The sequence below is a fragment of the Sphingobacterium sp. JUb56 genome (assembly GCF_014191365.1).
In the GTDB taxonomy this organism is placed as follows: Bacteria; Bacteroidota; Bacteroidia; order Sphingobacteriales; family Sphingobacteriaceae; genus Sphingobacterium; species Sphingobacterium anhuiense.
In genome coordinates, this window is record NZ_JACHWL010000002.1 from 405,059 (window position 1) to 417,770 (window position 12,712).

11 protein-coding genes are annotated in these 12,712 nt (G+C 36.2%); 6 read left to right on the forward strand and 5 right to left on the reverse strand.

Annotation, left to right across the window (positions count from 1 at the left end; genetic code table 11):
* Nucleotides 1–92: 92 nt before the first annotated feature.
* The 6 genes from FHR29_RS21245 (at nucleotide 93) to FHR29_RS21270 (ending at nucleotide 4,947) form a co-directional block, all read left to right on the forward strand.
* On the forward strand, nucleotides 93–1,046 hold the full coding sequence (locus FHR29_RS21245; protein WP_132770951.1) for a transketolase family protein: 954 nt from the start codon (nucleotides 93–95) through the stop codon (nucleotides 1,044–1,046).
* A 26-nt stretch (nucleotides 1,047–1,072) separates the two neighbouring features.
* Nucleotides 1,073–1,618 carry an RNA polymerase sigma factor gene (locus tag FHR29_RS21250; RefSeq protein ID WP_021192487.1) on the forward strand — a complete coding sequence of 182 codons (546 nt, stop codon included), beginning with the start codon at nucleotides 1,073–1,075 and terminating at the stop codon, nucleotides 1,616–1,618.
* A 64-nt stretch (nucleotides 1,619–1,682) separates the two neighbouring features.
* Nucleotides 1,683–2,477 carry a hypothetical protein gene (locus tag FHR29_RS21255; RefSeq protein WP_183917131.1) on the forward strand — a complete coding sequence of 265 codons (795 nt, stop codon included), beginning with the start codon at nucleotides 1,683–1,685 and terminating at the stop codon, nucleotides 2,475–2,477.
* Entirely contained in the window at nucleotides 2,477–2,905 is a 429-nt protein-coding gene (locus FHR29_RS21260) for a hypothetical protein (RefSeq protein WP_021192489.1), read from the forward strand. Before FHR29_RS21255 ends, FHR29_RS21260 begins: the two co-directional genes overlap by 1 nt.
* 56 nt (nucleotides 2,906–2,961) lie before the next feature.
* Nucleotides 2,962–4,149, forward strand: a complete 1,188-nt coding sequence (locus FHR29_RS21265) for an aspartate aminotransferase family protein (protein WP_132842936.1) — start codon at nucleotides 2,962–2,964, stop codon at nucleotides 4,147–4,149.
* 36 nt (nucleotides 4,150–4,185) lie between these two features.
* Entirely contained in the window at nucleotides 4,186–4,947 is a 762-nt protein-coding gene (locus FHR29_RS21270) for an SGNH/GDSL hydrolase family protein (RefSeq protein ID WP_132842938.1), read from the forward strand.
* A gap of 51 nt (nucleotides 4,948–4,998) precedes the next feature.
* Here FHR29_RS21270 and FHR29_RS21275 read toward each other — a convergent pair whose 3' ends face one another.
* From FHR29_RS21275 to thrA, 5 genes are all read right to left on the reverse strand, one after another.
* A complete protein-coding gene (locus FHR29_RS21275) occupies nucleotides 4,999–6,201 on the reverse strand; it encodes an MFS transporter (RefSeq protein WP_183917133.1) in 1,203 nt (400 codons plus the stop codon).
* Nucleotides 6,202–6,247: 46 nt separating this feature from the next.
* The gene (locus tag FHR29_RS21280) at nucleotides 6,248–7,435 is read right to left on the reverse strand and encodes a class I SAM-dependent rRNA methyltransferase (RefSeq protein WP_183917135.1); all 1,188 of its coding nucleotides are present in this window, start codon (nucleotides 7,433–7,435) and stop codon (nucleotides 6,248–6,250) included.
* A gap of 141 nt (nucleotides 7,436–7,576) precedes the next feature.
* Nucleotides 7,577–8,884: a threonine synthase gene (gene thrC / locus FHR29_RS21285; RefSeq protein ID WP_183917137.1), complete on the reverse strand. Its 1,308-nt coding sequence runs from the start codon at nucleotides 8,882–8,884 to the stop codon at nucleotides 7,577–7,579.
* A gap of 7 nt (nucleotides 8,885–8,891) precedes the next feature.
* Nucleotides 8,892–9,872: a homoserine kinase gene (locus tag FHR29_RS21290; protein WP_183917139.1), complete on the reverse strand. Its 981-nt coding sequence runs from the start codon at nucleotides 9,870–9,872 to the stop codon at nucleotides 8,892–8,894.
* A 55-nt stretch (nucleotides 9,873–9,927) separates the two neighbouring features.
* Nucleotides 9,928–12,375 (reverse strand): bifunctional aspartate kinase/homoserine dehydrogenase I, encoded by a 2,448-nt coding sequence (thrA, locus tag FHR29_RS21295; RefSeq protein WP_168127119.1) that lies wholly within the window; start codon nucleotides 12,373–12,375, stop codon nucleotides 9,928–9,930.
* Nucleotides 12,376–12,712 lie beyond the last annotated feature (337 nt).

Below are 12,712 nucleotides of genomic sequence, written 5' to 3' on the forward strand. Positions count from 1 at the left end.
AGACATTAGTATTTAGAAATTGACCCACAAACGTCATTTGAAGAAATCTAAGTACGAGCTATTCTATACTAACTACTCCATACTAGTAAAAAATGAAAAAATATACTTTCACAGAATCAAAAGATACCCGTTCAGGATTTGGTGCTGGATTATTAGAAGCAGGTAAACAAGACGAAAATGTTGTTGCTTTATGTGCTGATTTAATCGGTTCATTAAAAATGAATGATTTTATAAATGAATTTCCAGAACGTTTCTTCCAAATTGGTATTGCGGAAGCAAATATGATGGGAATCGCAGCTGGTTTGACAATTGGTGGTAAAATTCCTTTTACAGGAACATTTGCGAACTTCTCAACGGGTCGTGTTTACGATCAAATTCGCCAATCTATCGCCTATTCTGACAAAAATGTTAAAATTGCTGCTTCACACGCTGGATTAACATTAGGTGAAGATGGTGCTACACACCAAATCTTAGAAGATATTGGTTTGATGAAAATGTTACCTGGAATGACAGTTATCAATCCTTGTGATTTCAATCAAACTAAAGCTGCAACAATTGCTGCAGCAAAATTTGAAGGTCCTGTTTACTTACGTTTTGGACGTCCGGTAGTTCCTAACTTCACTCCTGCTGACCAAGAATTTGTAATTGGAAAAGCAGTAACACTAAACGAAGGAACTGATGTAACAATTATCGCAACAGGACATTTGGTATGGGAGGCTATCCAGGCTGGTGAGCAATTAGCAGCGTTGGGCATTGATGCTGAAATCATCAACATCCACACCATTAAACCTTTAGACGAAGAAGCTATTTTAAAATCAGTTGCTAAAACAAAATGTGTAGTAACTGCAGAAGAACACAATCGTTTAGGCGGTTTGGGAGATAGTGTTGCTCAAGTTTTAGCTAAAAACTTACCAACTCCCCAAGAATTTGTAGCAGTAGATGATAGCTTCGGGGAATCAGGTACTCCTGCTCAATTAATGGAAAAATATGGTTTGAATGCGGCGGCAATTGTTGCGGCAGCACAACGTGTTATTAACAGAAAATAAAAAAACAAACATCACAACGTCAATATATGGAAGATGCTTTAATTATTTCAAAATTTGCTAACGAAAGTACGCGCGAAGAAGCATTTAATCAGCTGCTGACCAAATATCAGCAAAAAATATATTGGCATGTGAGAAGAATGGTCATTGATCATGATGATGCTGATGATGTTGTCCAAGACATATTCATTAAAGTATGGCGAAATCTGGCGAACTTCCGTGAGGATTCCCAATTATATACTTGGCTGTACCGCATCGCGACCAATGAATGTATCACATTCTTGAATAAGAAAAAACTTAAGCAGAACGTATCGTTGGATGACGATAGTTCTGCTTATTTAGCAGACTCTTTATCAAGTGGTAGTTACTTTAGTGGTGATAAAGCACAAATGAAATTACAACAAGCTTTATTAACACTTCCAGAAAAACAAAAACTTGTTTTTAACATGAAATACTTTGATGATATGAAATATGATGAAATCTCAGAAGTACTAGGAACAAGTGTTGGTGCCTTAAAAGCATCATATCATTTAGCTGTAAAAAAAATAGAAGCTTTTTTTCATAACAACGATTAAACCTTTTTTGATTTAGGCACTCTAATGATTTATAATGAAGGAAAATAACACATATCATGAGGGAATGGAAGCTAATAATCTACCCGATTCACTGCGTGTAAATCCTTTTGACGTGCCCAAAGATTACTTCAAAGATTTAAATGAATCTTTGATTGCTCAAGTCAAATTGGAATCATCACCAAAAGAAATCCGAGATGTACCCGTTGGCTATTTTGAAAAACTTCAACAAAATATCTTAGGCAAAGTAGCTGAAGAAAAGCTAAAAGATCAGATTAAAACCGATGGCTTTAGTCATCCAGATGGTTACTTTTCGTCTTTACAAAATAATATATTACTAAAAGTAACGGAAGATAATTTAAAATCTAAAGTGACTCAAGATGGATTTGAAACCCCGTCTTTATATTTCAATGAATTTAATGAGCAGATAGCCGCAAAAATAATTACGGACAATTTAAAACAAGTAGTTACTACAGATGGTTTTGAAGCTCCTAATAAATATTTTGAATCATTAACGGCTAAAATTACTAAATCGATTCATGCAGGCTTGCCATCAGATCTTCCAGCTGAAGTTCCTATTCATTCTATTAAAAGGAAAATTCCTTGGAATAAATATGCTGTAGCAGCATCTCTAGTGGCAATTTTGGGTATTGGAAGTTATTTTGGGTTCCAAAATAGCACTCAAGAACAGAAGAATCTTACACATGTGTCAGACCAGGAAATCATTAATTACCTAGCACAAACAGGAAATAGTGATGATTTATTATATGTTGCAAAATATATCGATGATGAAGACATAGTAGGAACAAATGGTAAAATTAAGGACAAAGATATTGAGGATTATCTTAAATACACGTTATAATGATGTCAAAGATTAAGAATATAATTATCATATTTTGTTTCTGTATTGTAGGTTTATCAACCACTTATGCACAGGACAATGAACGTTTTCAAATCATTGAAAATGAAAAAATTGCTTTTATTACAAGAGAATTAAATCTATCACGAAAAGAAGCTCAAGATTTTTTTCCTATTTACAATGAATATTCAAAGGAAATGTGGAATGTTAAAAAAGCTAAAACAGGAAATAGTCCTTCGAGAAATAATCTCCGTGGAAATTCTCGCGATGTCATCGCTTATGATGCAAAAGAACTAGAGATCAAGAAAAATTATCGTGAGAAATTTTCCAAAGTTATTGGAACTTCACGCTCCTCTCAATTTTTTCAAGTCGAACAGGAGTTTCGAGAATACTTGATTAAATCGCTCAATAATCGAAAAAACAATAATTAATACGCATATAAGAAGAAGTCCAAAAGACTTCTTCTTTTTTTTAAACAACTAATAAGATGCTAAATAATCGGGAACTTTTTCTGCTAAATACAGCTCAAACATCAAATTCACCAAGGATGATTGAAATAGCAAAAGCAGAAGGAGTCTATTTATATGGACCAGATGGTGAAGAATATATGGATTTGGTTTCAGGATTCAATGTCAGTAATATTGGGCATAGAAATCCAAAAGTTATCCAGGCAATCAAAGATCAGCTTGAAAAATACTTACATGTTACTGTATATGGTGAATTTGTACAAGCTCCACAAGTTGAATTTGCAACTGACTTATTAGCTGTACTTCCAAAACAATTTGAATCAGTCTATTTTACCAATTCAGGCGCAGAGGCCGTCGAAGGAAGTATGAAGGTAGCAAAGCGATATACTGGAAGAAGACAGATTATAGCAGCGAAAAAAGCATATCACGGCAGTACACAGGGAGCATTAAGCCTGATCGGAAATGAAGAATATCATACTGCATACGCACCATTACTCCCCGAAATAGAATTCATAACATTCAATAATAGTGATGACTTATCACTGATCACAGAAAAGACTGCTGCTGTAATTATTGAAGCTATACAAGGAGAAGCTGGAGTACGTGTTCCTGATATTTCATATATGCAGGCCCTCCGTAAACGTTGTAATGAAACAGGAACATTGCTAGTCTTTGATGAGATTCAAACAGGTTTTGGTAGAACTGGAAAGTTATTTGCATTCGAACATTATGATATTGTACCTGATATTCTCATGCTTGCCAAAGGTATTGGTGGCGGTATGCCTTTAGGAGCATTCATTGCATCGAAGCAAGTGATGGATGTAATCAAAGACAATCCGATGCTCGGACATATCACGACTTTTGGCGGACATCCTGTTAGTTGTGCGGCTGCAAAAGCATCTTTAGAAGTCATCAGAGAAAATCAATTGGTAGAACAAGTTGCTGAAAAAGAACAACTATTCAGAACATTATTACAACATCCTAAAATTAAAGAAATTAGAGGAAAAGGATTGATGATGTGTCTACAGCTTGAAACTTTTGAACAGGTTTATAATGTGAGTAATTATTGCGCACAACACGGAATCATGATTGATTGGTATTTACATTGTGAAACAGCATTGCGTGTAGCTCCTCCTTTGACCATCACAAACGGTGAAATTGAAAAAGCTTGTAAAATTATCCTTGAAGGTATAGAAAAATATACTTAGTTTTTTTATATTTAGTCTATCAACGTATAACTAAATATGAAAACGAATCGCAGATCATTTATTACAAAAAGTATTATTGGCGCTAGTTTATTAACTAACGCCAATTTATTTTCTGCTCAGGCTGAAAGTCTGGACAACCTAAATAAATCAAAAAGAATAAGTATACGCAAAGACGATGTAATCTTATTTCAAGGAGACTCAATCACGGATAATGGTCGGGATAGAAAAAATAAAAATGCAAATGACAACTGGGCATTAGGTTCTGGTTATGCTAATCTAGCCGCCGCAGTGCTGTTAGAAAAATATGCCGATAAAAATCTCAAGATATACAATCGCGGTATCAGTGGAAATCGAATACCAGATTTACAAAATAGATGGCAAGAAGATACCATCGATATTCAACCCACTATTCTAAGTATTCTGATCGGTGTAAACGATTTTTGGAGAACAAAAGATAGTGGTGCAACAAATACACCAGAACAGTTTAAGAAACAATACCAGACTCTATTACAGCAGACCCTATCGAAATTACCGAACGTAAAGCTGATTATAGGAGAGCCATTCGGCGTTAAAAATGTACAACATGTTACAGAGGACTGGTTTCCCGACTTCGCAGGTTACCAACAAGCTTGTGTTGATATCTCAAAAGAATTTAATGCTTCATTAATTCCATATCAATCAATATTTGATCATGCCGCGCAAAAGGCCTCAGGCTCTTATTGGACAACAGATGGAGTTCACACTTCGTTAGCAGGAGCCAGTTTAATGGCAAAAGGTTGGCTCGATATTATAAAATAAATAAAGCGCTCCATGGAGCGCTTTATTTATTTTATGTACTGCAAAGAAGATTTATATAACATCTTTATAAGGTGTTTTTTGTAGATTCGGCAAGAAATATGCAACGACGCCAATAAGCGGTAGATAAGAACATACATGATAAATAAACTCAATCGATGTATGGTCTGCCTGCCAGCCTAATAACGCTGATCCCAAACCGCCCATACCAAATGCGAAGCCATAGAATAATCCAGAAACCATACCTAATTTTTTAGGCAGCAGCTCCTGTGCATAAACAATGATCGCTGGGAATGCCGATGATAAGATTAAACCTATAATAACCACTAATACACCAGTCATGGTATAATCTGCATAGGGCAATAATAAAGAAAAAGGCGCGACTCCCAAAACTGAAAACCAAATCACATACTTCCTTCCGAAACGGTCACCAAAAATTCCACCTAACAATGTACCAGCCGCAACAGCAATTAAGAAGTAAAAGAGATACACTTGCGCCTGAATTTCCGTTAAACCAAACTTCTCCATGGTATAAAACTGAAAATAATTAGTAATACTAGCGATGTAAAAGTACTTCGAGATAATTAATAGCATCAGGACAACAACTGTTAGCACCATACGAGCTTCCGATAGATCCGGTATACGCATACCGGCACTTGCATTTTTAGCTCTATTTTTAAGCTTTTCACTATACCAACTGCCAATATAATAAGAAACAATCTGCCCTATGATTCCAATCACACAAAACCAGGCAATAGAAGATTGTCCTTTCGGTAAAACAAGATATGCGACGATAATTGGAGCCAGAGCAGTACCTGCATTACCTCCGATCTGAAAAATAGATTGTGCCATACTTCGTTTTCCGCCTGATGCCATATAAGCAACTCGGGAAGATTCAGGATGAAATATCGAAGAACCTATCCCAACCAAAAATACAGCACACAAAATCAAAGCATAACTTGGCGCATAAGCAAAAAGTGCCATGCCCGAAATCGAAAAAGTCATACCGATAATCTGCGAATAAGGCATTGGTCGCTTATCTGTAAACGAACCTACAACAGGTTGAAAAATAGATGCCGCGATCTGATATACAAGCGTTATAATTCCAATCTGAGAAAAACTCAAATGATGTTCTTCTTTTAATAAAGGATAAACTGACGGAATAACACCCTGAATCATATCATTTAATAAATGAGCGAAACTAACTGCGAGTAAAATAGAAAACTCGGGTCTAATTTTATTATTTTGTACTTCCATAACGTAAAAAAGAGGTTCCCCACATTTAGAAACCTCTTTTATTTTTTTAAATAACTCTTACTAATAATCCTTTTAAATATTCCCCTTCTGGGAATGATGCTCTTACCGGATGGTCATCTGGTTGATGAAATTGTCTGATAAACTGTATTTCTTTGCCGGCATCCAATGCTGCCCATGCCAATACTTGTTTAAAAGTGTCAATGTCCATAGCAGAAGAACATGAAAAAGTAGCCAATAAACCTCCCGATTCCAAAAGCAATAATCCTCTTCTATTCAGATCCTTATATGCACGTGAAGCACGTTCTAACGAAGATCTTGAAGGAGCATACTTTGGTGGATCTAATACAATGACATCGAATTTTTGCTGCTCTTCAGCAAATACCTTCAATTGCTTATTCACATCAGATTGGATAGCAACATGTGCTTCTTCACTATATCCATTTAACAGAATATTACGTCTCAACGTTTCAATTGCTAAAGCGGAACTGTCCACAGAAGTAACGCTCGCCGCCCCTTCATGGAAAGCATTTAAAGTAAAACCGCCAGAATAACAAAAGCAATCCAACACCTTTTTACCCTTCACATATTGAGCTGTTAAAGCTCTATTCTCTCTTTGATCACAATAAAAGCCTGATTTTTGGCCATCTATAATATTCACCTGATAACGAATACCATTTTCAATAATCTCAACAAACTCAGGTGGAAGTTCTCCAAAAAGTAAACCGTTTGTATCCGGCAATCCCTCATGCTCGCGTGATTTAAGATCTGAACGCTCATAAATTCCCTTAGGACTTAATAATTTATTCAGCTCATCAATAACCACATCCTTGATTCTTTCAACCCCTGCAGCATGAATTTGTATTGAGATATAATCAGCATACTTATCCACAATCAATCCAGGAACAAAATCTGCCTCAGCAAAAATCAACCTCGCAGTATCATTCTTTCCTTCAATCAATAAATGACGGCGTGCTTCAACAGCCTTTTGAATACGCTTTCGCCACCATTGTTCGTTGATCTGTTGATCAGGATGCCATTCTAATAAACGAACAGCTACACGAGATGAATCGTGAAAAAGTCCGAAAGCAATAAACTCATTTTCTGCATTAAAAACAGTAACAACATCCCCGTTATCGGGTGCACCATCTATACGCTTTATTGCACCAGAAAAGACCCAAGGATGAAGTTGCCAAGCTGCCTTATCTTTTCCTTTATTCAGAATAATTTTTTTCATCGGAACAAAAGTACAGGTTTTCAACTTATTTGAAACATCTTGCCACCTAAATTTATCATAAGTTTAAATATCGCTGTTTATCTAAAACTCTTCAAAAAAAGAATATAAATTAAATAGGCCCATTTAAATGAGCCTATTCAACTATTTATGCGTGATTAAGTAATTTTTAAAAACAGCATAATCAACAGGAAAAGCTTCTACAATCTTATCTTTATTGTGTAATTGTTCAACACCTAAAGGCAATTTAATTTTACTGAATACCTGCTCCGAAATAGCATCCGGAAATTTACAAGGATGTGCTGTAGATAAAAATACAGATCCATAAGAACCGGGATGTTCACCACGGTAAGCCTGTGATCCCAACCAAGCAATAGCCGTATGCGGACAAGCCACATAATGATAAGTATGGTGCAACTGATCCATCGCTGCCCGAGTTTCCTTATCTGTATACGTGTAAGTCGTGATCATCCCCTTTAAATCATCAAGATTATAATCAAATAAATCTTGAATACGAACCCAGTTACTCGGATCTCCGACATCCATCGCATTTGCTAAAGTTTGTACAGACGGCTTGGGTTCATATTTTCCAGATTTAATAAAACGTGGAACAGTATCATTTGCATTCGTAGCCGCAACAAACTGCTCTACAGGCAATCCCATTTTGAAAGCCAATAAGCCGGCACCGATATTACCAAAATTACCACTTGGCACCGTAAACACAACTCTGTCCGAGCCCTGTGCTTTCAGTTGTGCATAAGCATAGAAATAATAAAATGTCTGCGGGATCAGACGTGCAATATTAATGGAATTTGCCGATGTTAATCTCAGTTGTTCATTAAGCTCCGGATCATTGAAAGCTCGTTTAACCAATGCTTGACAATCATCAAAAGTTCCATCAATTTCAATGGCTCTTATATTTTGTCCATTAGTAGTTAATTGTAATTCTTGAATATCAGACACTTTTCCTTTTGGATACAAAATGGTAACACGTGTACCTGCAACACCCAAGAAACCCAAAGCAACTGCTCCTCCAGTATCTCCAGATGTCGCGACCAGTACATCCAATAACTTATCATCTGCACCCGAAAAATACGCCATAACCCGACTCATAAAGCGTGCACCAAAATCTTTAAAGGCATAAGAAGGCCCATGAAATAATTCCAATACCGCAGTATCAGAACTCAAAAACTTAACAGGAGCATCAAAATTAATAGCATCAGCTATAATATTTCTAAGCACATCAGCAGGGATATCATCTTCAATAAAAGCTTGAGCTATTGTAAATGCAATTTCTTGAAGCGAATATTGTTGTATATTTTTTATAAAATAGGGATCCAATTGCGGAATCTCCAGAGGCATATAAAGTCCTTTATCTGCAGGTAGTGAATTAAAAACTGCATCTTTGAAAGAAACTCGTAATGCTTTATTATTGGTACTGTAAAATTTCATAATAATCTTAATTTAATACTTTAGGTCCATCAACATTAACACCCGATACATATCCATAACTTTCAATCTCTGATTCAGCTAGATGAGCCTTGATCTGTTCAACGATCTGCTTCGCCATATCCTTATCCCTTGTGATTGCCACAACAGAAGGACCTGAGCCAGAAATGCCAAAACTCAATGCACCATTTTCTAATGCAATTTGCTTCATTTCATAAAACTGAGGAATCAAAATGGCCCGAGTCGGTTCGATCAATACATCCTGCATACTTCGCGATATGAGATCATAATCATTTTTAAAGAGCCCTGCTACAAGTCCTGCAATATTTCCCCATTGAATTACCGCATCTTTTAATAGCACCTTTTCTTTAATCAATTGACGTGCGTCACGGGTAGGAACATCAACCTGTGGAAATACCACAGCAGCAACTAATTCTTCCGGTACAGGCAAAGGAATGAGATCCAGAGGATCATGTCCTCTAATCAAGGTAATACCGCCAAATAAAGAAGGAGCAACATTATCAGCATGACCATGTCCACATGCTAATCGTTCGCCTTCCACACAAAAAGGTAATAGTTCTTCTTTAGAAAGAGGATCGCCCAGCATTTTATTAATAGCAAATAGACCTGCCACAGTACTCGCAGCACTTGATCCCAAACCTGATCCAATAGGCATATGCTTATGTAATTCAATTTCGACCCCCACTCGATCTTCTAACTCCAGATGCTGCAATAGAAACTGTACACAAGCGGACACCGTATTTTTGTCGGCATTCATCGGAAGACGTCCATCATCACCTGTGATTTTAGTAATCACAACTCCTGGTACACTCGTTTTTCGCATGATTACTTCATCTCCTGGTTCTTCTAAAGCAAAGCCCAAAATATCAAAACCACAAATCATATTCGCGACTGTCGCCGGAGCGAAAACATGAACGTGATCCAACATATTATCCAGATTTATCTTTTTCTTCGATAGAGAAGTTTTCATATTTAATATTTATTACTGTTATCCAATGCAATAACAGGTCTAGTGAAACTTTTGATTATGCGCCAACATTTACTAAATCTGCAAATACTCCTGCAGCTGTTACTTCAGCTCCGGCACCAGGTCCTTTGACGACCAGTGGTCTTTCCTTATAACGTTCTGTCGTGAATGAGATAATATTATCACTTCCAGACAGTGCATAAAAAGGATGCTTGTCGTCTACAATCTGTACAGAAATAGAAACAATTCCATCTTCTAATTTTCCAATATAACGGATCACTTTATTTTCAAGGCGAGCCTTTTCTTTAAGTGCTTCAAAATAACTGTTCTCATTTTTAAGCTCTTCATAGAAAGACTCCACTGAATCTGCTTTCAAGCATGGTTCAGGTAATATTGCGCCTAAATTGACATCCTCAGCTTCAATTGGATAACCTGCATCACGTGCTAAAATCAACATTTTACGCATAAAATCAACTCCTCCTAGATCATCACGAGGATCCGGCTCAGTATAACCTAGAGCCTGCGCTTGTTTTACCACATCATAAAAAGATGCCTCATCTTTAAAATTATTAAAGATATAAGAGATTGTTCCCGAAAGTATCGCTTCGATTTTAACAATACGGTCACCACTTAACATCAGGTCTTTCAAAACACGCACAATCGGAAGACCGGCACCAACGTTTGTCTCATAGAAGAAATCAACACCATGCTTATGAGCCGTCTCCCGCAATGTTTTGTATTGTTCGTATTTTCCTGAATTAGCAATTTTATTACATGTAACAATTGAAATATTAGATTGGAAAATACCCTCATAATAACTAGAAGGCAATCGACTAGCAGTATTATCTATAAATACACAATTAGGAAGATTGAAACCTTTCATACGTTCCACGAATACCGCTAAATCCGCATCCTCACCCTGTTCCAAAAGTTCACTGTCCCAATTTGCCAAATCAATACCATCTAGATTAAACAACATTTTCTTGCTGTTTGAAATACCAACCACCTTGATCTCAAGATCATTTTTACTAAGCAAGAAATCGTATTGACTCTCCAATTGCTTGAATAAAGTAGAACCAATATTTCCAGTTCCCAGATTAAAAACATAAAGTGTCTTCTTAAGTTCAGCAAAAAAAGCATCGTGAACAGCATTCAGGGCTTTTGATAAATCATTCTTCGAAATAATAACAGATATATTATATTCCGAAGATCCTTGTGCAATTGCACGCACATTAATTCCATTTCGGCCCAATGAAGAAAATAATCTTCCTGACATACCAGGAGTTTTCTTCATATTCTCACCAACAATAGCCAATACAGACAGGTCATTTTCAATTTCCGGATTGATTAATTTATTAGCCTGTATTTCCAGTTCAAATTCATTTTCAATTAAACTCTTAGCACGTAATGCATCTTCTGGATTGACCGCAAAAGTGATACTATGTTCGGAAGAAGATTGGGTGATTAAGACCACATTAATCTGCTCTCTCGCTAATAAAGTAAACAACCTGCCACTAAATCCAGATTTACCGATCATTCCTGAACCGCTTAGGTTAATAACAGATATTTCACCTATCGAAGAAATACCTTTAATTGGTAAAGTTGTTTTTCCACTTTCAAACTGAATAAAAGTACCTGCGAAATCTGGCTCAAACGTATTACGGATCACAATAGGTATCTTCTTTAGAAAAGCAGGAATCATAGTTGGAGGATAGATGACCTTAGCACCGAAATAAGACAGCTCCATAGCTTCTGTATAAGAAAGAACAGGCAATGAAAATGCTTTTTTTACAATCCGTGGATCCGCAGTCAGCATACCATTAACATCTGTCCATATCTCGATTGCAGTAGCATTCAAAATAGAACCAAAAATAGCAGCAGTATAATCGGATCCTCCCCTACCTAAGGTTGTCATACGTCCGTTCTCATTAGAAGCTATAAATCCAGTGACGAACATAAGTTTATCATTGTTTGTTAAATACAATGACTTAACAAGTTGTTCTGTCAGCTGATCGTTAACATGGGCATGTCCAAAATGAGAATCTGTTTTAATATAATGAGATGCATCAACAAATAAAGATGCTTCTAAATCCTGTTCCGAAATTTTAGATACCATGAAGGTAGAGCAACGTTCACCATAACTTACAATCAAATCTTTACTTTGCTCACTGAGCTCTCTTAATGCATAGATGCCCTGCAATAATTCTTCGATCTCGTTGAAAAACAATTTGAGTTTAGTAAAAACAGGATTTTGGTGTCGCACGACTATTAATGCCTTAATAACATCGAAATGCTTAGTTTCTATCAAAGCTAAATCTTCTTGGAAAGACTTACCTTCAGAAGCATCAATAGCCATTTTACAAAGTAAATTAGTAACTCCTGACATGGCAGACAAGACGACCAACGGTTGCTCTCCAGAGTTGTACGATTTCTTCACAATGCTAAGTACTGCTTTGATACTAGCTGCAGAGCCCACCGACGTTCCTCCAAATTTTAAAATCTTCATAATATATACTGTTTGTTTGTTTGTTTGTTTGTTTGTTTGTTTGTTTGTTTGTTTTAAGCATAAAAAAAACGCCTTCACTCTGAGAGGAAGGCGTTTATGAAATATCTTGTCTACATTTCTATACAACGAAACTACCTCCTCCTAAGTTTTATCCCGGTGGTAATAATAATCGATGTAATAATTATAGAATTTTTCATTGCTGTTGCTTTACTTTCGTAAATATAATGCATTATTTATCAACTATCAAAATAAAATCTCATTTTTTTGATATAAATTTAATAAAACACCTTCTTATATATGAATAACACATTATTACAGCAAATCTAAACACCTATCA

What these genes read in the sequence shown, in the direction of transcription:
- FHR29_RS21275 (WP_183917133.1), bottom strand. Translation starts at nt 6,201, where the DNA reads ATGGAAGTACAAAATAATAAAATTAGACCCGAGTTTTCTATTTTACTC.
- thrA (WP_168127119.1), bottom strand. Translation starts at nt 12,375, where the DNA reads ATGAAGATTTTAAAATTTGGAGGAACGTCGGTGGGCTCTGCAGCTAGT.
- FHR29_RS21270 (WP_132842938.1), top strand. Translation starts at nt 4,186, where the DNA reads ATGAAAACGAATCGCAGATCATTTATTACAAAAAGTATTATTGGCGCT.
- FHR29_RS21290 (WP_183917139.1), bottom strand. Translation starts at nt 9,872, where the DNA reads ATGAAAACTTCTCTATCGAAGAAAAAGATAAATCTGGATAATATGTTG.
- FHR29_RS21245 (WP_132770951.1), top strand. Translation starts at nt 93, where the DNA reads ATGAAAAAATATACTTTCACAGAATCAAAAGATACCCGTTCAGGATTT.
- FHR29_RS21265 (WP_132842936.1), top strand. Translation starts at nt 2,962, where the DNA reads ATGCTAAATAATCGGGAACTTTTTCTGCTAAATACAGCTCAAACATCA.
- thrC (WP_183917137.1), bottom strand. Translation starts at nt 8,884, where the DNA reads ATGAAATTTTACAGTACCAATAATAAAGCATTACGAGTTTCTTTCAAA.
- FHR29_RS21250 (WP_021192487.1), top strand. Translation starts at nt 1,073, where the DNA reads ATGGAAGATGCTTTAATTATTTCAAAATTTGCTAACGAAAGTACGCGC.
- FHR29_RS21260 (WP_021192489.1), top strand. Translation starts at nt 2,477, where the DNA reads ATGATGTCAAAGATTAAGAATATAATTATCATATTTTGTTTCTGTATT.
- FHR29_RS21280 (WP_183917135.1), bottom strand. Translation starts at nt 7,435, where the DNA reads ATGAAAAAAATTATTCTGAATAAAGGAAAAGATAAGGCAGCTTGGCAA.
- FHR29_RS21255 (WP_183917131.1), top strand. Translation starts at nt 1,683, where the DNA reads ATGGAAGCTAATAATCTACCCGATTCACTGCGTGTAAATCCTTTTGAC.